We start from the raw sequence: 22079 nt of genomic DNA, 5'->3' as shown, positions 1-22079 counted from the left end.
GTACGCCTATGGACTCTCAAATCCGCATCCCGCTGGACTGGCCGAATATCGGCGAACTGGAGAAGCGCTACGTCCTCGAAGCCCTGGACAGCGGCTTCGTTTCGTCGGCCGGGCCGCTGGTGGCCGAGTTCGAACGGCGCTTCAGCCGCTACGTGGGGGCGAAGCACGCTGTCGCTACAGTCAACGGTACGGCCGGTCTGCACTTGGCTCTGCGGTTGCTTGGCATCGGACCGGGAGATGAGGTTATTGTCCCCGCCCTGACCTTCATCGCCACCGTGAACCCGGTGATCTATGCTGGGGCGACACCGGTGGTGGTCGATGTCGACCCGCGGACCTGGAACATCGATCCCCGGGCCGTGGAGCGGGCGATTACCCCACGCACTCGTGCCATTATTCCGGTCCACCTCTACGGCAACCCGGCGGACATGGTCGCCCTGCGGGAGATAGCGCAGGGCCATGGCATCCACCTTATCGAGGACGCCACAGAGGCCCTGGGATCGACAATCGGCGATCGGCATGTAGGCACCTTCGGGGAAATGGGTATCTTCAGCTTCAACGGCAACAAGGTGATCACCACCGGCGGGGGGGGGATGCTTGTCACCAATGACGCGGCCCTGGCTGAACGGGCCAGGCTGCTGGTTAACCAGGGAAGGGCCGCCGGATCCCTAGAGTACGAGCATCAAGAAATCGGCTACAACTACCGATTAACTAATCTGCAGGCCGCCTTAGGCCTGGCACAATTGGAACGGCTGCCGGCATTCCTGGACACGAAGCGGCACAATGCCGCTCTCTACCGGGAACTGTTGCGGGATGTGCCGGGGTTGGCTTGGCAGGAAGAACAGCGTGAGGCCAAAAGCAACTGGTGGCTCTTTTCAATCCTGCTAGATGAGAAGGAGTACGGTGAGGGCAGGCGCTCACTCATGGAAAGGCTATTATCCCGGGGCATCCAAGTGCGCCCGCTGTTCTTGCCCCTGCACCGCCAGCCGTGTTACAGGGGATACACCTTTGATAGGTGCCCGGTGGCCGAGGAACTGCATAGACGGGGGATTAACCTGCCAAGCGCCAGCTTTCTGACCGCCCGGGACGTCCGTGAAGTTTGCGACGCCCTGAAGGACTGGCGACGAAGATGACTCGCCCACGCATTGTCGTAATCGGCGCCGGAGGACATGCCCGGGTTGTCCTCGATATTCTCTTTTCCATAGGTGCATATGAGGTTGTCGGTGTCGTGGCCCTTGATGGCCCGTCGTACATTGGACGGTATAACATTGCTTATCTTGGAAAGGACGATGTTTTGCCGGCCCTGTTGGAGAGCGGGGAGGCTGCGCTGGCGGCCCTCGGGGTCGGCACGGTTGGCGACAACCACAAGCGGAAGGATTTGTTTACCAGGGTTAAGGCTATAGGTTATCGTTTCCCTCCGCTCATTCACCCGCGAGCTGTTGTTGGCGGTGACCTTGAGCAGGGGGAGGGGTTGGTGGTGGCTGCTGGTGCGACCGTTAACCCCGGCGTAATCTGTGGTACAAACGTTTTAATTAATACAGGGGCGGTGGTCGACCACGACTGCCGGCTCGGTGACCACGTGCATGTAGCCCCGGGAGCGGTTCTCTGCGGCGGCGTGAGGGTTGGCGACACGGCCCACGTAGGCGCCGGTGCCACGATCATCCAGGGGTTGACCATTGGTGAAGGGGCGGTGGTCGGCGCCGGCGCCGTGGTGGTACGTGACGTCGCCCCGTGGACCGTGGTGGCCGGGAATCCGGCGCGGGTTTTACGTGTACTGAGGGATGAGGCCTAAGTGCGCAGGGTGATGGTCTTCACGGCGACCCGGGCCGAATATGGTCTGCTCCGCCCGGTCATTGAGCGCATCGCAGAGTCACGGACCCTGGAATTGCGGCTGGTTGTGGCGGGGGCCCACCTGGCGCCCTGGTCCGGCTTCTCCGTACGGGAGATAGAACGGGACGGTTTTCCTGTCGCGGTGCGCATCGAAAACCTTCCGGCGTCTGATTGTCCTGGAACTCTGGCGAGATTCGTCGGTGTCGGATTGATTGAAATCGCCTCCCATTTTGACAGTGAACGCCCGGATATTGTCCTCCTCCTTGGAGACCGGTACGAATTGTTCATCCCCGCCTTGGCGGCGCTGCTCCATCGGGTGCCCCTTGCCCACCTCTGTGGCGGGGAGGCAACCGAGGGGGCAATCGACGAGCAGGTTCGCCACGCCATCACAAAAATGGCCCATATCCATTTCCCCAGCACCATTGAATACGGCCGGCGCATACGGCGGATGGGGGAGGAGGCCTGGCGGATACATGTCGTAGGGGCTCCTGGGGTTGAGAACATCCTGCGAGGACATTTTGCCGGTGCCGACGAACTCCGACGCGAATTTGGAATCGACCCGGATCGTCCCACGCTGCTCGTCACCTATCATCCGGAAACACTCACTAGTGATACTGATACAAGGGGACAGGTGTCTTCCCTCATTCACGCCCTCCGGCAGTTCCCGGATCTCCAGCAGGTGATCACCTATCCCGGGACGGAGGTCGGCTTCCGGGCGATTGTGGAGGCATGGGAAGAATACGCCGCCGGACGGACGAATGTAATCCTGCGGAAGAGTCTTGGTTCTCGCGGCTACCTGGGCTTAATGCGTAGAGCAGTTGCGGTGGTGGGGAACTCCTCCAGCGGAATCATTGAGGCGCCCTCACTCAAAGTGCCGACGGTCAATATCGGCGACCGCCAGAAGGGTCGCATTAGGGCCGACAGCGTGATCGACGTTTCGTGTACAGTTGAGGAGATTATAGCTGGCATCCGCCGGGCCCTCTACGACGAGGAGTTCCGGCGGCGGCTGGATAATGTAGTGAACCCTTACGATCCTTACGGTGACGGCAACGTGAGTGGACGGGTCATCAAAGTGCTGGAGGAGATACCTTTAGACCGCCGGTTGCTGGAGAAGAAGCTTGACTTCCCGTCTCCGGAAGAGGTGGAGAGCTTTGGTCGGTAAAGATCGGGTATTCATCATCGCTGAGGGTGGCGTGAACCATAACGGCGACCCCGAACTTGCGCGGCGACTGGTTGACACGGCTCGGGAGGCCGGGGCGGATGCGGTAAAGTTTCAGACCTTCGCTCCCGAGCAGTTGGTTGCGGCGGGGGCGGCCCGGGCGGCTTACCAGCAGGCCAACATGCCGGATCGGGACGAGTCCCAGCTTGAGATGATCCGGCGCCTGGCGCTGTCTGGGGAAGCCTTCCGGGAGTTGAAAGAGTACTGTGACCGAGCGGGGATTATGTTTTTATCGACTCCGTTCGATTATCAAAGTGTAGACCTGTTGTATGACTTGGGGGTTCCTCTTTTTAAGGTTGGTTCGGGAGAACTGACTAATTATCCACTGCTTGAGTATATCGCCGGAAAAGGGAAGCCGGTTATTGTTTCGACCGGCATGGCGACTCTGGGCGAAGTGGAACAGGCTCTAGTAGTGGTCCGTGAGGCCGGGGCCCAAGATGTAACCCTACTTCACTGTACGTCAAGTTATCCTACGCCGTACGAGGATGTTAACCTGCGGGCGATGGTGACGCTGGAACGGGCCTTCGGAGTGCCGGTGGGCTATTCCGACCATACGCCCGGGTTTGAGGTGGCGGTGGCCGCTGCGGCCCTGGGGGCGCGGGTCGTGGAGAAGCATTTTACACTGGACCGCAACCTTGAAGGACCGGACCACAAGGCGTCCCTGGAGCCGGGCGAGTTGACGGCGATGGTCCGGGCGATCCGTCACGTTGAAGCGGCATTGGGGGACGGTTTCAAACGAGCTACACCGGCTGAGCGCGATACGATACGTGCTGCCCGGCGCAGCTTGGTTGCAGCGCGCCATATAGTGGCTGGAGAACTCATCACGGCTGATAACCTCACCTTGAAGCGCCCCGGAACGGGTATCCCTCCGGCGATGTGGGACATAGTGATCGGCCGGCGGGCACGAGTGGATATCCCTGCGGATACCGTTTTGACCTGGGAGATGGTCTGATGCCGGCTACTTGGGAAAAAACGCAGGTTTCTCCGCACATGGCCCTAGCTCAAGCGCTGCAGCAGATGGACGAGGCGGCGTTCCAGATCCTGCTTGCTATCGATAGCACCGGGCGGTTGGTTGGTACCCTGACCGACGGGGACGTCCGCCGGGCTCTGCTCCAAGGCGTGGACTTAAGGTCCCCCGTTGCCAGCGTGATGAACCCCCGTCCGATAACGCTGCCTGTGGGAACACCCCTTGACGCCGCCAGGCGGTTGATGGTCCGCCATAGTATCCGGCACGTGCCGATCGTGGATCAGACTGGCCGAGTAATGGATCTGGTGGTCTGGCAGGACCTCTTCCGGCCGCGGGTCGAGGCACGCCCGGAGGCCGTTGTCATTATGGCAGGCGGGCAGGGCACGCGCCTGGATCCCTTCACCAGGATACTCCCCAAGCCGATGATCCCCCTCCGCGACAAGCCTATGGTGGAGGTAATCATCGACCGCTTCCATGCCCAGGGGTTCGGCCGGTTTATTCTCTCTCTCGGCTATAAGGCGGAAATCGTACGGATGTACTTTGCCAATGGCGCCGGACGTCCCTACGGGGTGGACTTCGTTGAAGAGAAGGAGCCCCTCGGTACTGCCGGCGCCCTGAGTATGCTGCGTGATTCGGTCAGTAACAGCTTCATTATGACTAATTGTGACATCATCGTGGAGTTAGATGCGACGCACCTACTGGACTACCATCGGGAACACGCCCACGCCTTGACCGTCGTGGGGGCGCTTAAAGAATTCGTTGTGCCCTACGGTGTGCTGAGACCTGAGAACGGGTCCTTCCGCATTGAGGAGAAGCCGAACTTTCATTTCCTCGTGAACACCGGCCTTTACGTCTTGGAACCATCGGTCCTGGAACTGGTGCCCCCGGACACGCGGCTGGACATGCCCGACCTGATCGCGGCGGTGCAGGCCCGGGGTTTGAAAACTGGTGTCTATCCCCACCATGGCCGCTGGTTCGACATCGGCCAGTGGGACGAGTACCAGCAGACATTGCGGGTATTTGAGTCAATAGACGGGGTGTAGCAATGTACCGTGGTTTATCGCTGCTGGGCCTGATCCCGGCGCGTGCCGGATCGAAAGGCCTGCCGGGGAAGAACCTCAGGCTGCTGGCCGGAAAACCATTAATTGTCCATACCATCGAAGCGGCCAGGGAGAGCGGTGTGTTCGATGAGATACTGGTCTCCACCGACGGCGAGGAGATCGCCCGCGTAGCGGAGGATGCCGGCGCCAATGTTCCCTTTTTGCGGCCCGCCGAGCTGGCGACGGATGCCGCCCGTGGGATCGATGTCCTGCACCACGCCATGGCCTGGCTGGACAAAGATGGGCGGGCTTACGACGCCGTGATGCTCCTGCAACCGACGAGCCCCCTGCGGACCGCCGATGACATCCGGGGGGCGCTCGACCTGTTCATTGAGCGACGGGCCGAGGCGGTCGTCTCGGTCTGCGAGGTAGACCATCACCCCTGGTGGTGCAACACATTACCTGCAGATGGTTGCCTCGACGGTTTTCTACGCCCCGACCTGCCTACAAACCGCCAGCAGTTACCTGTCTGCTACCGGCTGAACGGCGCCATCTATCTGGCCCGGTGGGGTTTCATCCGTGAGCGCGACAGTTGGTATGGCCCTCGAACTTATGCTTACGTTATGCCGCGTATGCGATCGGTGGACATCGATGATGAGGTTGACCTGGCTTTAGCGCAGGTGCTGATGCTTGGAAAGTGGAGTAGCTAAGGGGCGACGCAGCGTGAGTAAGTCGCGATTAATTGGTAGGCTAACCGGCAAAGATTTGCAGACAAGATGAGATAAGGACTCTGGGTATAGGCCCGGTACCCTTGTTAGTGACTGCATTGGGCTGGGAGTTTGGGTGGATGGAGGTTTGAACCGGGATGCTTCGTAAAGTCTATGATGAGTATTTGTCCGCATTGGGTAATTCCCTAAAGGGAATCGATCCTTCCAGGCTACAATTATCAAACCCTTTATTGATCGATGTTCCGGATTCGTACCTCTCATCTCCTGTCAAGTTGATGATCGTGGGACAACAAACCTTTGGCTGGTGGGGCTGCTTTGGTCAAGGCCTGGGGAATGACCCAGTGGCCACGTTGCTTTCGAGATACAGGGATTTTAACCTCGGGAAGGATTATGTGCGTAGCCCTTTCTGGAGGGTGGCCCATAAACTGGCCAAAGGAATTAACGCTACCGGCGACTGTGCTTTTGTATGGAACAACCTTGTGAAAGTTGACCAAGGAGGGAAAAGACCGGACCCCATTTTGGAAGATTTGATCTGCGGGTGTTATCCTATCCTCGAAAGCGAGATTAAAATACTAAAGCCCGATATTATAGTCTTCTTTACGGGACCTTACTACGACAGCAGAATTCAAGCCACGTTTAGTGAGGTCCAATTTGCGGATGTAGACGGCTTTGAAGTAAGGAAACTATCTAGACTTATACACCAATGTTTGCCCCCAAAGACCTTCAGAACATACCATCCTAACTATCTTCAAAGATCTAACCAGTACCACACCGTGATTGAGGCTATCTTATCGTTGGCCCGGTCGTAGTTTTTCTTAGCCGCGTCTTGTCAAGGGGCTGTCGGTGACGCCCCGTCACGAGCGGCCAGCTGGCGACGTGGCAGGGGAATCCGGGGTTTGTGGGCGGCTCAAGCGCCGCAGCCTCTTCGGTCTAGTAGAGACTACGGGGCTTTTCAAAATGGCATATCTCTCGCCGGGGGCGAGAGCAACAAGACTGATATCTAATGCCTGCATGATTTTGCGTAACGTCGACCAATTGCCGATTTGCTCACGCTCGATTTTAGAAACCTGATACTGGCGTACACCGGCCATTTCGGCTAACTGAGCCTGTGTCAAACCACGCCTAACACGTTCTTTGATAATTGCTCTAACAATGCTCCACTCTCGCTGGTCTTTTTGGGCCTCAGTTAGGATATCTGGTCTTTGTTTCTTCAACCGCTCGGCAAAGTCACAACCAGTAAGTGGTGTCCTCATCGTCTCATCGTCCTTCACAAAAGATTAAACAACAGGATGCAGCGGGGCGATATTATGAAATCATCTATATCGCTAATACCTATACTTCGTTATCACTATCGTATTCTCGTAAGATACGGATCGCACGTTCGATTTCTTCGCGTGGGACCTTGTCGGTTGTTTTCCTGAAAGCACTCAGCAGGAGATAGAAACGGCCTCTGTGTCTCACGAATAAGATCCGCTCATAGAAGTTGTGGAAACGCGTTCGCAATTCCCAGAGGCGAATACCACGTATGTTGCCGATAAAGTGGACATAATCGTCTGGTAACTGTGTTCCCAGATCGTCGAGTAGGGTAATAGATCTGATCACCTTTACCGCAACTCTAACATCCAACGAGAGTATGTAGGTCATTACCTCTTCGGTTACTGCTATGTGTTTCCATTTATGGGCCTCTTCTTCCAGGCAACTCCGGATTACTTTGAATCCTCGGCTCTGACGTTTCGTCAAGGGCACTCCTCCCCATATGATTACCGCTGCATCCTGCAGCTATTATATTAATATTAATATCAAAATGCAAGAGACTGTGCGGAAGAACTTCGCGGATTAGACCGTGGTAGAGAGGCCTTCGGAAAGGCGGCCCGGTGGAAGAGCTTGCAGTCTGGTAGCGATCCATATTCGGCATATATGTTGCTACCGGGCGTGGGGCGTGCTAGAATGGCCTCGCAGGTGGTGAGGGCGTCTATCGCGCAACGATAGGACCCCCAGCCGCCGGGCGTAACCGCCCTGAAGGAGTTGAGAGTGATCTGATGCCTGACGATCTCCCCGCCCTCGCGGGTGGACAACCAGTGCGGGAGACTTACCTGCCCTATGCCCGGCAGTGGGTCGACGAGGACGACGTCGCCGCCGTGACGGCGGTGCTGCGGAGCGACTGGCTGACGACGGGGCCGAAGATCCGGGAGTTCGAGGAGGCCTTCGCCGCCCGGGTAGGGGCGTGCTACGCGGTCGCCGTCTCCAGCGGGACGGCGGGGCTGCACCTGGCCTGCCTGGCCGCCGGGCTCGGGCGGGGGGACGAGGTCATCGTGACGCCGATGACTTTCGCCGCCTCGGTGAACTGTGTCCGCTACGTGGGAGCGATGCCGGTCTTCGCGGACATCGATCCCCGCACGGGGAATATCGACCCGGACGAGGTCCGGGCGAAGGTCACACCGAACACCAAAGCGATCATTCCGGTGCACTACACCGGGCGGCCCTGCGACCTGGACGCGATCCACGCCGTTGCCGCCGAACATAACCTCATCGTGATCGAGGACGCCTGTCACGCCCTGGGGGCGACGTACCGGGGGCAGCCGGTTGGGAGCTTGAGCGACATGACGGTCTTCAGCCTGCACCCGGTGAAGCACGTCACTACCGGTGAGGGCGGGGTGGTGACGACAAACTCGGAGGAACTCTATGAGTGGCTCCTGCTCTTCCGCAACCACGGGATCGAGCGCCGCCCGGAGAGGATGCTGGACGACCACGGCCCCTGGTACTATGAGATGCAGGAACTGGGGTACAACTACCGCCTGACCGACCTGCAGGCCGCCCTGGGCCTCTCCCAGCTGGCTAAGCTGGACCGCTTCCTGGACCGCCGCCGGGAGATCGTTTCCTTATATAATGAAGCTTTTGCCGACCTGCCGGAGGTTGAGACGCCGCTCTGGCCCGACCCCGCCCAGGCCGAGCCGGCCTGGCATCTCTACGTCCTCGCCCTGCGGCCGGAGCACCTGCGCGCCGACCGGCGCACTGTCTTTCTCGCCCTGCGCGCCGAGAACATCGGCGTCCACGTCCACTACATCCCCGTCCACACCCACCCCTACTACCGCTGGCTCCTGAACAGCAACGTCAACGTCTGCACACTGGAGGAGCCGTCACCCGCGCCGCGTGCCGAGGAGTTCTACCGCCGTGTCCTCACCCTGCCCCTCTTCCCGGCGATGACCGACCGTGACGTGGAAGACGTTATCCGGGCCGTCCGGAAGGTCATCCTGTATTACCGCCGCTAAGAGATCTTCTCTCCAAAACTTCGATAATCGGAAAGGCTTAACCAAAACTTTAGAAAAGATATGCAGGAAATTAGGGAGAAAAGTCGTATTATCAGAAAAAGTTGGAATAGCTATTGAATCCTATCCATGTGACTTCGATTGCATGTTAAGGATTTGGGTGGGTCGTTGCAAAACGCGGCATAATTTGCTGGCAAAAGCGGCAGGAAATTCCCGAGAACTGTCGTAAATACAATACATATCCACTCATTGGCAACGCAGACTAATTATGTTAGGACCTCAATCCCAGCTCATATAGGACCAGGGTCCTATCAGGACCACGCAATGCATTGCGGTTGAGGGGGGAGCACCGTGCAGCTTTTCAATGAAACGACGCACCTGGCCCTGGCGAAGGCTCTGGAAGCCACCTCGTTGCGGCAGAGGGTCATCGCCGACAACATCGCCAACCTGAACACCCCGGGCTTTAAGAGGTCCGAGGTCCGCTTCGAAGAGCTGCTCCGGAAGGCGGTCGGTGTACGCGAGCAGGCGCTGCCGCTGCGCCGCACCGATCCCCGCCACTTCGGAGGAGCGGGCGACCTGGAGACCCTGACGCCCGAGGCGGAGCCGGTACGCATGACCAGCATGCGGGCGGACGGGAACAACGTGGACCTGGACCGGGAAATGGTCTCCCTGGCAACCAACACCATCGCCTACCGGGCGTCGGCCCAGATGCTCGGCGACCGGCTGGCGAAACTGAGCTTGGTCATCAACGGAGGGAGGTAGAACTCCGTGGGCTACTTCGACAGCTTCGGCATCAGCGCCTCGGGCCTGACCGCCGAACGGTTACGCCTCGACATCGTGGCCAATAACCTGGCCAACGCCGAGACGACCCGCACCCCGCAGGGCGGGCCCTACCGCCGGCAGACGGTGGTCTTCGCCCAGCGGCTGCAGCGGGCGCTGCACGGCTGGCGGAACGCCGGGGTGCAGGTGACAGCGATCGTCCAGGACGACGGTCCACCGCGGACGGCCTACGAGCCGGACCACCCGGACGCCCGGGCGGACGGCTACGTAGAGTACCCGAACGTCAACGTCGTCAACGAGATGATCGACATGCTCAGCGCAACGCGTGCCTACGAAGCCAACGCCGCCGCCCTACAGGCCACGAAGCAGTTGGCATCCTATGCATTGGAGATGGGACGCTAGTCTGACGGGAGGACACTACAGCGCTATATGACTGACGGCCGCGAGCTGCCACACCGGACGTCCCTGTGCGACAATGGCAAACCCGTCGAAAGGCGGGGACGCAAAACCACGGGCCTTTGTCTTCTTTTACGGATTTAAGGCGGCCGGGTTGCCGGCAGGGGATGGGCTACTCTCTTGTCGGGGTAGCTCTTGTTTTTGGCTGCGGGAAAACCGGGCAGGAGGAGAGTGACGATATGATTAACGACGTGACCCCGGCCGTGCCGCCCGGCGCAGGGCAGGCCGCGCAGAAGGCTGCTCAAGCCGCCGGCGGGGGTGGAGTGTCCTTCGGCGAATTCCTGAGCCAGGCGCTGGACAAGGTAAACGCGGCGCAGGTCAAGGCCGACGAGACGATTAAGGGTTTCCTGGCCGGCGAGGTGGACGACCTGCACCAGGTCGTGGTGGCGATGAAGGAGGCCGAGATCTGGATGCAGCTCACGGTGCAGACACGTAACAAGCTGGTCGAGGCCTATCAGGAAATCTTCCGCATGCCGGTGTAAAGGGAAGTCGGATAAAAGGATTGGGAAGCAATCCGTAGGGGTCATAATGCGCGGCGTGACCCCGGCGGATAAGCGCACGATGGCCGGGAGCCTTGGGGACGGAAGATAAGGGAACAGACGGTTGTCGAGGGGGCTGAAGGAAGTTGGCCACTCCTGCAGTGGCGGCCGGGGCAAGAGAAAGATGGCAGGCACTCAGCCCGGTCCAGCGGATTGCCCTTGGAATGGCCGTGGCGGGTGTCATTGCGGCGGTTATCTACGTTGCCGGCCTTATCGGGCAATACCGCTACGCGCCGCTTTTCTCGGGCCTGGCGCCGGGCGAGGCGGGAGCCATCGTCGCCAAGCTTAAGGAACTTCAGGTCCCCTACCGTCTGACCGACCAGGGGACGACGGTTCAGGTCCCCCGCGACCAGGTCTATGAGACCCGGATTCAGCTGGCCTCCAGCGGCGCTCTGAACGCGGGCGGGCTGGGCTTTGAACTCTTTGACAAGACGAAGCTGGGGATCACCGAGTTTGAGCAGCAGGTCAACTACCAGCGCGCGCTGCAGGGGGAACTGCAGAGGACGATCGTGCAACTGGAGGAGGTCGAGCAGGCGCGGGTACACCTGGTCATCCCTAAAAAGACGGTCTTCGACGAGGAGCAGCCCGAACCCTCGGCGTCGGTGGCCCTTAAACTGAAGCCCCTTACGCAGCTGAAACCGGAGCAGGTGCAGGGGATCGTGGCCCTCGTCACGGGCAGCGTCGAGGGCCTGAAGCCCGAAAACGTGCACGTCATTGACATGGAGGGCCGTATCCTCAGCGATGAGGCAGGTTCCGACCAGGTGGCCTCGGCCGGCATGACACAGCAGCAGGTCAAGCGCTCTTACGAGAAGGAGCTTGAGAAGAGAGTCCAGCAGATGCTGGAGCGCGTCCTCGGTCCCGGAAAGGCGGTCTGCATGGTCAGCGCCGACCTCGACTTCTCCCGGACGGAGACGGTGATCAACGTCCCGGAGGGCGAGGGTGTTGTTGTCAGCGAGCAGACCAGCCGGGAGCAGGGGGCGGCCGGCGCCGCGGGAGGTACCGCCGGCACGGGGGGTAACTTCGGCTATGAGACGCCAACGCCCGGCGGGAACCAGGGATACACCCGCGAGGATACGACCCGCAACTACCAGGTCGGCACGCGGCAGGAGACCATCGTCCAGGCCCCCGGAGTCCTGCGGCGCCTCTCGACCGCCGTGGTGGTCGACGGGGATCTGACGCCTGCGAAGAGGCAGGAGATCGAGCAGCTGGTGGCCACGGCGGTGGGGTTCAACCCCGGGCGCGGCGACCAGGTCACGATTTCGGCGATGGGCTTTGACAACACCTACCAGAAGCAACTCGCCGAGGACGAGGCGAAGGCCGCCGCCGCGGCCAAGAAGGCCCAGGAACGGCGTGTGCTGACTTACGCCATCGCCGGGGCGGCGGGGCTGTTGCTGCTTATCGTATTCGGCCTGCTGTTCATGCTCAGACGGCGGCGCAGGGCCGCGATGCCGGCGGTGGAGGGACTGGCGCCGGGTGAGCCGGGCGAGGACGAGGGGCCGATGAAGCCCCCGCCGCGGCGCACCGATGCCCAGGAGGAAAAGATGCGCGAGCTGGCCCGCGAACGCCCGCAGGAAGTGGCCGACATCATTAAGGTCTGGTTGAAAGAGGAGTAGGGGGAAGCCATGCCCGTATCGACCGTGAGGAGCAAGGGCCTGCAAAAGGCGGCGGTGCTGCTCGTCTCCCTGGGTGCAGACCTTTCCGCCCGCATCCTTAAACAGGGCTTTCAAGAGCAGGAGATCGAGCAGATCACCTACACCATCTCTAACCTCGGCCGGGTGAAGCCGGAGGAGCGCGAATCGGTACTGAAGGAGTTCGAGGACCTCCACCAGGCGCGCACTTTCATTGTTACCGGCGGCATCGGCTATGCCCGCGACGTCCTGGAAAAGGCGGTCGGCCCCCACAAGGCGGACGAGATCATCAAGAAGCTCATGACCACCGGCAAGATCATGCCTTTCTCATCCCTGCGCAAGGCCGACCCGCGGCAGCTGCTCAACTTCGTGCGGGACGAGCACCCGCAGACCATCGCCTTGACGATGGCCTACCTGCACCCCGACCAGGCGGCGGGCATCCTGGCGGAGCTGCCGGAGGACATACAGAAGGACGTGGCAAAGCGTGTCGCCACGATGGAGCGCGCTTCGCTGGAAATGGTGGACGAGGTCGAGCGCATCCTGGACCGGAAGCTGTCGAGCTTCAGCCAGGAGGACCGAACCGCCGAGGGCGGGGTGGAACTTCTGGTGAACATCTTAAACGCCGCCGACCGCGCCACCGAGAAGGCCATCCTCGACCAGCTCGAGGCCGACGACCCGGCCCTGGCCGAGGAAGTGCGCCGGCGGATGTTCGTCTTCGAGGACATCATCAAGCTGGACAATGTCTTCATCCAGCGGATTCTCAACGAGGTCAACCCGAAGGACCTGGCCGTCGCCCTGCGCGGGGCGAACGAGGAGGTGCGCCAGCGCATTTTCAAGAACCAGTCGCAGCGCGCCGCCCAGATGCTCAAGGACGAGATCGACTACATGGGCCCGGTGCGCCTGCGCGACGTGGAGGAGGCGCAGCAGCGGATCGTAAAAGTCATCCGGGCACTGGAGGAAGCAGGGGAGATCATTATCGCGAGGGGTGGGGAGGACGCCGTCCTTGTGTAAGGGAGGGCCGAGGTATGTCGCCTAGCCGTTATGTGATGCGGGGGGTGCCTGTGGGCCGGACGCCGTTGGTCCTGGTGACCCGGCCCTGCTCAAGGGCCGCCGCGCCGGGCTCTGATCCCGGCGCTTGCCCGGACGGGCCCGCTCCGCCGGCCGACCCGGAAGCCGAACTGGCGCGGGCACGGGCGGAAGCCGAGGCCATCCTGGCACGGGCGCACGCCGAGGCCGAGGAGATCGCCCGGCGCGCGCAGGAAGAAGGCTACGCGCGAGGCCTCGAAGAGGCGCGGGCGGCCATGGAGCAGGAACTGGCCGCGGCGCGCGAACATGCGCGGGCCGTCGTGCAAGCGGCCGAGGACCTGCGGCGGGAAACGCTGGCCACCCTGGACGGGGAGATCCGCGCCCTGGCGCTGGATATTGCCGAGCAGGCCGTCGCCCGGCAGCTGAGCCTGGATCCCGGCATCGTCGAGGCCATCGCCCGGGAGGCGGTCCGGCAGGTGCGCGACCGGGAGCAGGTCATCCTGTTCGCCCACCCGGAAGACGCCGCCCTGCTGCGGGAGCGGGCGGACGAGCTGCGGGCTTTGGTGGCGCCGGACGCCGTTTTTCGGATCGTTGACGACGCCAGCCTTACTCGCGGCGGCTGCCTGGTCGATACCGGCGAAGGGCTGGTCGACGCCCGGGTGGAGTCCCGCTGGCAGGCCCTGCGGGAGGTGCTGGAGTCGTGAGCGAGCCGGCGCGGGAATACCTGCCGGACCCGGGTGCCCTGCGCGATGCCGTCCGCCGGGCGCCGGTCCTGAAGAAGCTGGGGCAGGTGGCGAAGGTCGTCGGCCTGACGATTGAGGTCCTGGGGATCGACGCCTTCATCGGCGAAGTCTGCGAAATCCACGTCCCCGGCCAGGACGAGCCGGTGATGGCCGAGGTCGCCGGCTTCAGGGATCGCACCTCGCTGCTGATGCCCTTGGGCGACCTGCGGGGTATCCGCCCCGGATCCCGGGTGGTGCCCCGGGGGCGGAGCATGGCCGTGCGGGCCGGGGAGTGCCTCCTGGGCCGTGTCCTGGACGGACTCGGGCGACCCCTGGACGGCCGGCCCCTGCGCGGCGGGTCCGAGGTACCGGTGCAGGCGCCGCCGCCCGGGCCGCTGGAGCGGCCGTTGATCACCGATGCTCTCCCCACCGGCATCCGGGCCATCGACGCCTTCCTGACCTGCGGCCGCGGCCAGCGCATCGGCATTTTCGCCGGTAGTGGCGTGGGTAAGAGCGTGCTCATGGGCATGATCTGCCGCCACGCCAGTGCCGACATAAATGTGGTCGCCCTGGTCGGGGAGCGTGGCCGTGAGGTGCGGGAGTTCATCGCCTCCGACCTCGGCCCCGCCGGTTTGGCGAAATCGGTGGTCGTCGCCGCCACCTCGGACCAGCCGCCTCTGGTCCGCCTGCGGGCGGCCTTCACGGCGACGGCCATCGCCGAGTACTTCCGCGACCGGGGAAAGGACGTCCTGCTCCTTATGGACAGCGTCACCCGGTTCGCCCTCGCCCAGCGCGAGGTCGGGCTGGCCGTCGGCGAGCCCCCGGCGACGAGGGGCTACACCCCGTCGGTCTTCGCCCTGCTGCCCAAGCTCCTGGAGCGGGCGGGGACGAGCCCGCGGGGCTCCATTACCGGGTTTTACACCGTGCTGGTGGAAGGGGACGACATGCAGGAGCCGGTGGCCGACGCGACAAGGAGCATACTGGACGGCCATATCGTTCTCAGCCGGGAACTGGCGGCCCGTTACCACTACCCGGCGATCGACATCCTGAACAGCACGAGCCGCCTGATGACCACCGTGGCCGGCGGTGACCACGTGCGCGTCGCCGGAGAGTTACGGCGCCTTTTGGCCGCCTACACCCAGAGCGAGGACCTGATCAACATCGGGGCCTACGTTTCCGGCACGAACCCGGCGGTGGACCGGGCGATTGAGGTCTATCCCGCCCTGGCGGCCTTCTTGCGCCAGATGCCGGACGAGGTGTCGGAGTTTGACCAGACCCTTGACCGGTTAACGTCTCTTGCCGGAGGGGGAGCCTAGGCGATGGCGCGGTTCGTCTTCCGTCTCGAGCCGGTCCTGCGCCACCGGGCGCAGCGGCAGGAGATAGCCGAGCAGGCCCTGGCGGCCGCGCAGCGGGAGCGTGAGGAACGCGCCCGTGCCCTGGAGACCGCCCGCCTGCGCCTGGAGGCCGCCTTGCTGGAAGCGGAGGCGCTGGACCTGTCCGTCGCCCTGCACCTGCAGATCTACCGTGAGCACTTGCGGGGCCGGGAGCGGGAGCTGGCCAGGGATCTGGCGGTAAAGGAACAGGTCGTGGCCCAACGGCTGCAGAGCCTGGTCGCCGCGCGGCGGGAAAAGAAAGCCCTGGAAAACCTGAAAGAACAGCGCCGTCAAGCCTTTGAGGCCGTGCAGCGGTCCCGGGAGCAGAAAGCGCTCGACGAGATCGGCATGCGCTCCTCACGGGCTGACATACAAATCAGCGGGAAGGAGGTGAAATAGCGAGATGATGCCGTTTATTGGGCTCGTGTCCGGAGGACAGGCTCCTGACGCTTTGGGAACCGGCGAAGCACGGGGGACGCCCGGCGCCGGGGCGGATTTCGAAGCCCTGCTGGCGCAGATGCTCGGGCTTGGTGCCCCCGTTGCGCCGGTGAGCCTGCCCGCGGCCATGGGCGGCGGTGCCGGTGTGTCTTCAGGTACGGTCTACGGCGGTGGAACGCCGGGTACGGCTGCCGGCGCAGCCTTGCTCCAGCAGGGGGCGGAGGCAAACGCCCTTGGGGAACCCACCACCGGACAGGGGGCGGTGTCCGGGAAAACCTTAATGTTGGGCATGGCTCCGGGCGGTACTGTACCGGATAGCTCGTCAGGCGCCGCGGCAACCCCACCGGCCATCCCTGTCACCGGCGGGCACTCACCGTCAGCCGATTCACCGGCCCCGGCGGCAGGCGGAGGGCAGCCGGCGGCTGCCGGCACCGCGGCGAGTGCCCCCAGCGCGACAACCGGTACGGCTGCCGGCGCCGTTACGTCCGTGATCGCCCCGAGGGACGGCATAGTCCCAAGGGTTGGATCCGGTACCCCTGAGGTAACGGCAACCGGTGCCACGGCCAACGCGCCCGGAGCGAGCGTCCCCGGTACCGCTCCCGGCCCCGGTTCGCCCGGGAACGCGGAGCCCGCAGCATTATCCGGCCCGGTTGCCCGGGACCCGGGGCTGAGGTCTGAAACCGTGGGGGTTGACCCCAGGGGCGCCGGTGGACCGGTTTCGGAAGGGAAGACCACGCCTTCAAGTCCGGCACCCGCTTCAGGCGATAAAGCCGAGCTTTTGAGCGGGCCCATGTCTACATCTGCAGCGCGGTCAAATCCGGCGCCGGGTTCAAGTGGAAAAGCGGAACTTTTGAGCATACCCCTTTCCACCGCGGCCGCAGGTGATTCTCTGTCGCCGACTTCAGGCGGCCACGGGACAACGGGCGCCGGCAAGACTCAATCTGTGCGGGAGTCTCTCACTCCGGGCGTAGCGGCGGACCCCGGTCTGCCTGCAGGGGCGGATGTCCGCGTCCGCCCGGCCGGGACAGTCATCGTTGACCCGGGCTCCGGCGGAGCGGTAACCGCGAAGCCGGTGGCCGCATCCGAAAGCGGAGCTTCCGCGCACCCCCCGTCCGGCTCGTTGGACGGGGCCCCGGCCGCCGTTACGGCGCAAGCGCCTCCCCCGGCGGGGACGTTTAACTCGCCTCCCGGCCTGAGCCCGGCGCAGGTGGTACAACAGGTTATGCGCCATTTGGATCAGATGCGCGACCATCCGGGGCAGCCGGTGCGGGTGGAAATCGCTGTTGATCCGCCGCATCTCGGGCCGGTCACGGTGAAGCTGACCCTGGTGCGCGGCGAGCTGAGCGCCCAGTTCTTCACCCCCGACGGCGCGGTGCGGGACGCCATCCAGGCCGTCCTGCCGCAGCTCCGGGAGCAGCTGGCGCAGCACCAGTTGCAGCTCGGACAGGCCGGGGTCTTCCTCGGCCACGGGGACGCTTCGCCCGGCCGCGGCCAGGGCCAGTGGTGGCAGGCGCCCGAGGCGGCCTGGGCCGTTCCCCCCGAGACCTGGAGCGCGCCGGACCCGGGGACTCCCGGACGAGAGCCGGCGTCACCTGAACGGTTGAACTACCTGGTATGAGCCAAGGAAGTGATAAGTATGGACAGTTCCCTGTTTCTCCCCGTGGGATCGGGGACCTCAACCGGTGCCGCCGGCGGTACGGCGGCGAAGGACCCCTGGGGGAAGGACACCTTCATGAAGCTCCTGCTGGCCCAGATGTCCAACCCCGACCCGTTCGCACCGCAGGACGCCGGCGCCTTTATGGACCAGATCGTGCAGTACGGCGTCCTGGAGCGCCTGATCGAACTTGAGGCGAGAGTGCAGGAACTTAACCGCAGCCAGGCCCTGGCCCAGGCGGCGGCGATCATCGGCCGGGAAGTGACGGTGCAGGCCGGTGAGGAGACGGTCAAGGGCGTCGTGGAGCGGGTGACGATGAACGAAGAGGGCGCCTCAGTGGTCATTAACGGCCAAAGCTACCCCTTCGACCAGGTTGTGGAGGTCAGGTAGCCATGCCGATTGACCGTATCGACACCCCCGCCCCGCTGTCGAGGCCCGTCGAAAAACCCGCTTTGCATGGCAAGGGCGCGAGCTTCCGGGACGTGTTGGCCGGGGTGACCCGCGCCGGGGACCTCAAGTTCTCGGCCCACGCCCAGCGGCGGCTGGACGAGCGGCGGATCAGCCTTTCGCCCGCGGAACTGGCGAAGATCCGGGAGGCCGTCGACCTGGCCGCGGCGAAAGGGGCGCGGGACTCGCTCCTCATCTACCGCGACCTGGCCCTGGTGGCCAGTGTAAAGAACCGCACCGTGGTCACCGCGGTTGACGGGAGCGAAGGGGCGGAGCGGGTGTTTACCAACATCGACAGCGCGGTGATCATCAGGTAAAGTCTGTGAGACCGTTCAAAAGCGAGCATGGCGCCAAAGACGGCGCCGGCCGGAGCGGAGCGTACTGAACGGTACGTGAGCATCCAGCACTCAACGCCCCGAGATGTGACAGTTGTCCCCTTCCGTTTATGGCTATCCAAGCACGAAAACTCCCGTTGAGTGCTGGACAGGCTGACAAAGCCAGGCGATGGTTTTCAACGGTCAAACAGCGGCCGGACCCTCCGGGAGGCCGCAGTAAGCCGCGGAACGACCGAAGCGGCGGTATGAGATGTGAGAAGTGGGAAGTTGGAAGTGAGAAGTGAGACTAAAGGAGGGTCGACTCCATGATCAGGTCACTTTATACCGGGATCTCGGGGTTAAGAGGACATCAGACTCGGATGGACGTGGTAGCGAACAACATCGCCAACGTCAACACGACCGGCTTCAAGGCCGGCAGGGCCAACTTCCAGGACACTTTGAGTCAGGCTGTTGGCCGAACGGGGGTTAACCCGGCAATGGTCGGCTTAGGTGTGAATCTGGCAGGTATTGACTTCTTACTTACGCAAGGGGGGTTACAGACTACCTACCGTACCCTTGATCTGGCAATTGAAGGTAATGGTTTCTTTATCCTCAACAGTTCCATAGACGGCGTAGCTACTGGTGTTCCAAACGGCAGCTATTCGTTTACGCGGGATGGTACCTTCTACGTTGACGCCGACGGGTACTTGGTGAATGCCCAAGGTTTATACGTAATTGACGCTAACGGCGGGAGCCCTCACGCTATTAGACTCAGTACGACTCCGCAGAACATTAGTTCTGTCGAGATAGATGAATTAGGAAATGTAACCATAAATGGAGGTACAGCGCCAGCGGTTGGTACCCAGATTGGTTTGGGCGCCTTTGCCAATCCAGAGAGCCTAACCAGAGTTGGCAATAACCTCTACCAGATTACACCGAACCTAACAATGCCTAATACACTAGCCACCTTTGACGGCGCCCCCGGTTCTCCGGGCCGCGGTAAGATCCGCTCCGGCTACCTGGAGATGTCGAATGTCGACCTGGCGCAGGAGTTCACGAACATGATCACCACCCAGCGCGGCTACCAGGCCAACGCCCGGTCGATCACGACCTCGGACGAACTCCTGCAAGAGTTGGTCAACCTGAAGCGTTAGCCGGCTGACTAACGTGACGTAATCCGTGAAAGGGTAGGGGCGGACCTCCCCGCGTCGCCCGGGACAGCGCATAAATGGCGGGCACAGCCGGAGCTGCGCCCCTACCCGAAAACGGCAAGCCGGCACTTAAGGGAAATGTAAAGCTGCTATCAACGGACGGTGTCCAGAGAGGAAGAGACCATGCCTGAAAGCACCCCTGCCCCGCCGAAGAAGAAGGGCGGCAAGCTGATCCTCATCATCGCGCTGATCGCGCTGGTGGGCGCCGGAGCGGCCGCGGGCAGCTACTTCTTCTTCGCCCGGTCGGGCGAACCGAAAACGCCGAAGCCGCCGCCGCAACAGGTGGTGGACATGGGGTCCATCGTCGTCAACCTGGAGAACGCCGACAGCGGCCGCTACCTGCGGGTCGGCCTGAGCCTGGTCTACCCGGAAAACCCGAAGCTGGGCGAGGAGATCGCGGCCAACCAGCAGTTGCTAAAGGACCGCCTCATCGATGTCCTGCGCCGGAAGAAGGCCGGAGATATCGGCGACGCGGCGAAGGCCGACCTGCTGAAGCGGGAACTCTTGCAGGAGGTCAACAAGTACCTCCATGAGGGACAGGTGGAGCAGATCTACTTCACCGAGTTCCTGGTGCAATAGGGGGGTACGGCGGACCGATGATGACCAACGATGAGATCCAGGAGTTGTTGAAGCCGCTGCACGAGGGATCGGCGCCGACGACAGTGCAGAAGGTACGCTTCACTGAGTTCACGCCCCCCGATGACGGCCGGCGGATCAAGACCGCCCTTGACTACCTTGATGATATCCAGGTGTACGTCACGGCCGAGCTGGGCCAGGCGACCCTCAAGATCCGGGAAATCCTCGGGCTGCAGAAGGGCTCGGTCATCGAACTGAACCGGGTGGCCGGCGACGCCATCGACCTGCTGGTCAACGAGCAAAAGTTCGCGCGGGGTGAGGTCCTGGTCATCAACGACCGGTTCGTGATCCGCGTTAACCAGGTCCACCCGCCCCACCGCCACCGGCGGAGGGAGCCATAAATGGATGCCGGCTTCTGGGGGGCGCTCGTCCGCCTGGTTATCGCCCTGCCGCTGACTCTTTTGCTGGTCTACGTGGTCCTGCGTTACGGCCTGCCGCGGCGCTTCGCCGCCGTCGGCAGGCAGCGCCGGATGCGGCTGGTGGAGCAGCTCCCCCTGGGTCCGAAAGCCTGGCTGTCCCTGGTCCGCGTGGGCGGGCGGTACTACCTTCTCGCCCACCAGGACGGGGCGGTGGTTCTGGTCGAGACCTTTGACGACCTGCCCGACCCGCTGCCGGCCGACGCCCTGCAGGGGGCGGGCGGCCTGGAAGGCGGCCTGGAGCGCCTGGTGACGAGGGCGGCCGCCCGCTTTAAGGCGGCGCGGTCGAGGCGCCGGCCCCCCGGGGGTGGGGCCGGATGACGGTCTTTGACAACCGGATGCGGATCGCCTGTTGGCGGCCCTTGGTATGCCTGGTTGTACTGCTGGCCGGGATGGCCCTTTGGGCGCCCGCCGCGCAGGCGCAGCCGGCGCCCATCCCGGGGATCGACCTGCGGGTGGGGACGGCCGAAACGCCGCAGGAGACGGTGAACAGCCTGAAGATCCTGCTGTTCCTCACCGTCCTGTCGCTCTTGCCGGCCATCCTGGTGATGATGACCTCCTTTACGCGGATCGTCGTCGTCCTGTCGTTGCTGCGCAGCGCCCTGGGCACGAACCAGGCGCCGCCGAACCAGGTGATCATCGGCTTAGCCCTGTTCCTCACGGTCTTCATCATGATGCCGGTCTATCAACAGATCAATGACCAGGCCGTGCAACCGTTCCTTGACAACCGGATCAGCCAGGTTCAGGCCCAGGAAACGGCCGCCCGCCCCCTGCGGGAGTTCATGCTGCGCCAGACGCGGGAGAAAGACCTGGCCCTCTTCATCCGGATGGCGAAGATCGAGGACCCCGAGCGGGAGACCCTCCCGCTGAGCGTCGTCACCCCGGCCTTCATCACCTCGGAGCTGAAGACGGCCTTCCAGATGGGGTTCATGCTCTACCTGCCTTTCCTGGTCATCGACATGCTGGTGGCCAGTATCCTGATGTCGATGGGCATGTTTATGCTCCCGCCGGTGATGATCTCGTTGCCGTTCAAGCTCCTGCTGTTTGTCCTGGTGGACGGCTGGTACCTGGTGGTGCAGTCGCTGGTGGAGAGTTTCCACTGATAAGGAGAGCGAACGATGACTTCGACCCTGGCCATTGAAGCGGTGCAGCAGGCGTTAATGATGGTGCTTCTGCTTTCCGCGCCCCCGCTCATCGTGGGGACGCTGGTCGGGCTGGTCATCAGCATCCTGCAGGCGACGACCCAGATCCAGGACCAGATGCTGACCTTCGTCCCGAAGATCATTGCTATCCTGCTGACGCTCCTTGTGCTGATGCCCTGGTACGTCAACATGCTGAACCGCTTCGCGGGGGAGTACTTCGGCAGGATCGCCGGGTTGGGCGGCTGAGGGG

General features: G+C 62.7%; 25 protein-coding genes and 1 riboswitch. All 25 genes read left to right on the top strand.

Going from position 1 to position 22079, the window contains the following annotated elements:
- Positions 1 to 8 precede the first annotated feature (8 nt).
- Positions 9 to 1130 (top strand): LegC family aminotransferase, encoded by a 1122-nt coding sequence (locus tag QMC81_01515; GenBank protein MDI6906152.1) that lies wholly within the window; start codon positions 9 to 11, stop codon positions 1128 to 1130.
- Positions 1097 to 1789 carry an acetyltransferase gene (locus QMC81_01510; protein MDI6906151.1) on the top strand — a complete coding sequence of 231 codons (693 nt, stop codon included), beginning with the start codon at positions 1097 to 1099 and terminating at the stop codon, positions 1787 to 1789. The genes QMC81_01515 and QMC81_01510 overlap by 34 nt, the downstream gene beginning before the upstream one ends.
- Positions 1790 to 2989: a UDP-N-acetylglucosamine 2-epimerase gene (gene neuC, locus QMC81_01505; protein ID MDI6906150.1), complete on the top strand. Its 1200-nt coding sequence runs from the start codon at positions 1790 to 1792 to the stop codon at positions 2987 to 2989. It begins immediately after the preceding gene.
- Positions 2979 to 3998 carry an N-acetylneuraminate synthase gene (neuB, locus tag QMC81_01500; protein ID MDI6906149.1) on the top strand — a complete coding sequence of 340 codons (1020 nt, stop codon included), beginning with the start codon at positions 2979 to 2981 and terminating at the stop codon, positions 3996 to 3998. The genes neuC and neuB overlap by 11 nt, the downstream gene beginning before the upstream one ends.
- A complete protein-coding gene (locus QMC81_01495) occupies positions 3998 to 5056 on the top strand; it encodes a nucleotidyltransferase family protein (protein ID MDI6906148.1) in 1059 nt (352 codons plus the stop codon). The genes neuB and QMC81_01495 overlap by 1 nt, the downstream gene beginning before the upstream one ends.
- Before the next feature lie 2 nt (positions 5057 to 5058).
- Complete coding sequence (locus QMC81_01490; protein ID MDI6906147.1) at positions 5059 to 5763, top strand: acylneuraminate cytidylyltransferase family protein; 705 nt, start codon at positions 5059 to 5061, stop codon at positions 5761 to 5763.
- A gap of 155 nt (positions 5764 to 5918) precedes the next feature.
- Positions 5919 to 6590: a hypothetical protein gene (locus tag QMC81_01485; protein MDI6906146.1), complete on the top strand. Its 672-nt coding sequence runs from the start codon at positions 5919 to 5921 to the stop codon at positions 6588 to 6590.
- Positions 6591 to 7820: 1230 nt separating this feature from the next.
- Entirely contained in the window at positions 7821 to 9050 is a 1230-nt protein-coding gene (gene pseC / locus QMC81_01480) for a UDP-4-amino-4,6-dideoxy-N-acetyl-beta-L-altrosamine transaminase (GenBank protein MDI6906145.1), read from the top strand.
- 348 nt (positions 9051 to 9398) lie between these two features.
- Positions 9399 to 9809: a flagellar basal body rod protein FlgB gene (flgB, locus tag QMC81_01475; GenBank protein ID MDI6906144.1), complete on the top strand. Its 411-nt coding sequence runs from the start codon at positions 9399 to 9401 to the stop codon at positions 9807 to 9809.
- Between the two features lie 6 nt (positions 9810 to 9815).
- Positions 9816 to 10229 (top strand): flagellar basal body rod protein FlgC, encoded by a 414-nt coding sequence (gene flgC / locus QMC81_01470; GenBank protein ID MDI6906143.1) that lies wholly within the window; start codon positions 9816 to 9818, stop codon positions 10227 to 10229.
- A gap of 65 nt (positions 10230 to 10294) precedes the next feature.
- Positions 10295 to 10385, top strand: a riboswitch (cyclic di-GMP riboswitch).
- Positions 10386 to 10462: 77 nt separating this feature from the next.
- A complete protein-coding gene (fliE, locus tag QMC81_01465; GenBank protein MDI6906142.1) occupies positions 10463 to 10765 on the top strand; it encodes a flagellar hook-basal body complex protein FliE in 303 nt (100 codons plus the stop codon).
- Between the two features lie 143 nt (positions 10766 to 10908).
- On the top strand, positions 10909 to 12435 hold the full coding sequence (gene fliF / locus QMC81_01460) for a flagellar basal-body MS-ring/collar protein FliF (protein MDI6906141.1): 1527 nt from the start codon (positions 10909 to 10911) through the stop codon (positions 12433 to 12435).
- Positions 12436 to 12444: 9 nt separating this feature from the next.
- Entirely contained in the window at positions 12445 to 13461 is a 1017-nt protein-coding gene (gene fliG, locus QMC81_01455) for a flagellar motor switch protein FliG (GenBank protein MDI6906140.1), read from the top strand.
- Between the two features lie 14 nt (positions 13462 to 13475).
- On the top strand, positions 13476 to 14180 hold the full coding sequence (locus QMC81_01450) for a FliH/SctL family protein (GenBank protein ID MDI6906139.1): 705 nt from the start codon (positions 13476 to 13478) through the stop codon (positions 14178 to 14180).
- A complete protein-coding gene (locus tag QMC81_01445) occupies positions 14177 to 15514 on the top strand; it encodes a FliI/YscN family ATPase (protein ID MDI6906138.1) in 1338 nt (445 codons plus the stop codon). Before QMC81_01450 ends, QMC81_01445 begins: the two co-directional genes overlap by 4 nt.
- Positions 15515 to 15517: 3 nt before the next feature.
- The gene (fliJ, locus tag QMC81_01440) at positions 15518 to 15970 is read left to right on the top strand and encodes a flagellar export protein FliJ (protein ID MDI6906137.1); all 453 of its coding nucleotides are present in this window, start codon (positions 15518 to 15520) and stop codon (positions 15968 to 15970) included.
- A gap of 1261 nt (positions 15971 to 17231) precedes the next feature.
- Positions 17232 to 17627, top strand: coding sequence for a flagellar hook-length control protein FliK (locus tag QMC81_01435; protein MDI6906136.1), 396 nt, complete (start codon positions 17232 to 17234; stop codon positions 17625 to 17627).
- An 18-nt stretch (positions 17628 to 17645) separates the two neighbouring features.
- Complete coding sequence (locus tag QMC81_01430) at positions 17646 to 18053, top strand: flagellar hook capping FlgD N-terminal domain-containing protein (GenBank protein MDI6906135.1); 408 nt, start codon at positions 17646 to 17648, stop codon at positions 18051 to 18053.
- Between the two features lie 2 nt (positions 18054 to 18055).
- The gene (locus QMC81_01425; GenBank protein ID MDI6906134.1) at positions 18056 to 18427 is read left to right on the top strand and encodes a TIGR02530 family flagellar biosynthesis protein; all 372 of its coding nucleotides are present in this window, start codon (positions 18056 to 18058) and stop codon (positions 18425 to 18427) included.
- 323 nt (positions 18428 to 18750) lie between these two features.
- Positions 18751 to 19578 (top strand): flagellar hook-basal body complex protein, encoded by an 828-nt coding sequence (locus tag QMC81_01420; protein ID MDI6906133.1) that lies wholly within the window; start codon positions 18751 to 18753, stop codon positions 19576 to 19578.
- Between the two features lie 180 nt (positions 19579 to 19758).
- Positions 19759 to 20214, top strand: a complete 456-nt coding sequence (locus tag QMC81_01415; GenBank protein ID MDI6906132.1) for a flagellar basal body-associated FliL family protein — start codon at positions 19759 to 19761, stop codon at positions 20212 to 20214.
- 17 nt (positions 20215 to 20231) lie between these two features.
- Positions 20232 to 20612 carry a FliM/FliN family flagellar motor switch protein gene (locus QMC81_01410; protein MDI6906131.1) on the top strand — a complete coding sequence of 127 codons (381 nt, stop codon included), beginning with the start codon at positions 20232 to 20234 and terminating at the stop codon, positions 20610 to 20612.
- A complete protein-coding gene (locus tag QMC81_01405; protein MDI6906130.1) occupies positions 20613 to 21008 on the top strand; it encodes a flagellar biosynthetic protein FliO in 396 nt (131 codons plus the stop codon).
- A complete protein-coding gene (gene fliP / locus QMC81_01400) occupies positions 21005 to 21790 on the top strand; it encodes a flagellar type III secretion system pore protein FliP (protein MDI6906129.1) in 786 nt (261 codons plus the stop codon). Before QMC81_01405 ends, fliP begins: the two co-directional genes overlap by 4 nt.
- A gap of 15 nt (positions 21791 to 21805) precedes the next feature.
- Positions 21806 to 22075, top strand: a complete 270-nt coding sequence (gene fliQ / locus QMC81_01395) for a flagellar biosynthesis protein FliQ (protein ID MDI6906128.1) — start codon at positions 21806 to 21808, stop codon at positions 22073 to 22075.
- Positions 22076 to 22079: the final 4 nt, after the last annotated feature.

Source organism: Thermoanaerobacterales bacterium, assembly GCA_030019475.1.
Lineage (GTDB): Bacteria > Bacillota > Desulfotomaculia > Desulfotomaculales > JASEER01 > JASEER01.
The sequence above is the reverse complement of the archived record's forward strand: the minus strand, read 5'-3'. Positions and strand labels throughout refer to the sequence as shown.

Excerpts from the sequence above, each read along its gene's own strand:
- QMC81_01515 (MDI6906152.1), top strand. The coding sequence starts at position 9 with ATGGACTCTCAAATCCGCATCCCGCTGGACTGGCCGAATATCGGCGAA.
- QMC81_01495 (MDI6906148.1), top strand. The coding sequence starts at position 3,998 with ATGCCGGCTACTTGGGAAAAAACGCAGGTTTCTCCGCACATGGCCCTA.
- QMC81_01490 (MDI6906147.1), top strand. The coding sequence starts at position 5,059 with ATGTACCGTGGTTTATCGCTGCTGGGCCTGATCCCGGCGCGTGCCGGA.
- QMC81_01485 (MDI6906146.1), top strand. The coding sequence starts at position 5,919 with ATGCTTCGTAAAGTCTATGATGAGTATTTGTCCGCATTGGGTAATTCC.
- pseC (MDI6906145.1), top strand. The coding sequence starts at position 7,821 with ATGCCTGACGATCTCCCCGCCCTCGCGGGTGGACAACCAGTGCGGGAG.
- fliE (MDI6906142.1), top strand. The coding sequence starts at position 10,463 with ATGATTAACGACGTGACCCCGGCCGTGCCGCCCGGCGCAGGGCAGGCC.
- fliG (MDI6906140.1), top strand. The coding sequence starts at position 12,445 with ATGCCCGTATCGACCGTGAGGAGCAAGGGCCTGCAAAAGGCGGCGGTG.
- QMC81_01450 (MDI6906139.1), top strand. The coding sequence starts at position 13,476 with ATGTCGCCTAGCCGTTATGTGATGCGGGGGGTGCCTGTGGGCCGGACG.
- fliJ (MDI6906137.1), top strand. The coding sequence starts at position 15,518 with ATGGCGCGGTTCGTCTTCCGTCTCGAGCCGGTCCTGCGCCACCGGGCG.
- QMC81_01435 (MDI6906136.1), top strand. The coding sequence starts at position 17,232 with ATGCGCCATTTGGATCAGATGCGCGACCATCCGGGGCAGCCGGTGCGG.
- QMC81_01430 (MDI6906135.1), top strand. The coding sequence starts at position 17,646 with ATGGACAGTTCCCTGTTTCTCCCCGTGGGATCGGGGACCTCAACCGGT.
- QMC81_01425 (MDI6906134.1), top strand. The coding sequence starts at position 18,056 with ATGCCGATTGACCGTATCGACACCCCCGCCCCGCTGTCGAGGCCCGTC.
- QMC81_01420 (MDI6906133.1), top strand. The coding sequence starts at position 18,751 with ATGATCAGGTCACTTTATACCGGGATCTCGGGGTTAAGAGGACATCAG.
- QMC81_01415 (MDI6906132.1), top strand. The coding sequence starts at position 19,759 with ATGCCTGAAAGCACCCCTGCCCCGCCGAAGAAGAAGGGCGGCAAGCTG.
- QMC81_01410 (MDI6906131.1), top strand. The coding sequence starts at position 20,232 with ATGATGACCAACGATGAGATCCAGGAGTTGTTGAAGCCGCTGCACGAG.
- QMC81_01405 (MDI6906130.1), top strand. The coding sequence starts at position 20,613 with ATGGATGCCGGCTTCTGGGGGGCGCTCGTCCGCCTGGTTATCGCCCTG.
- fliP (MDI6906129.1), top strand. The coding sequence starts at position 21,005 with ATGACGGTCTTTGACAACCGGATGCGGATCGCCTGTTGGCGGCCCTTG.
- fliQ (MDI6906128.1), top strand. The coding sequence starts at position 21,806 with ATGACTTCGACCCTGGCCATTGAAGCGGTGCAGCAGGCGTTAATGATG.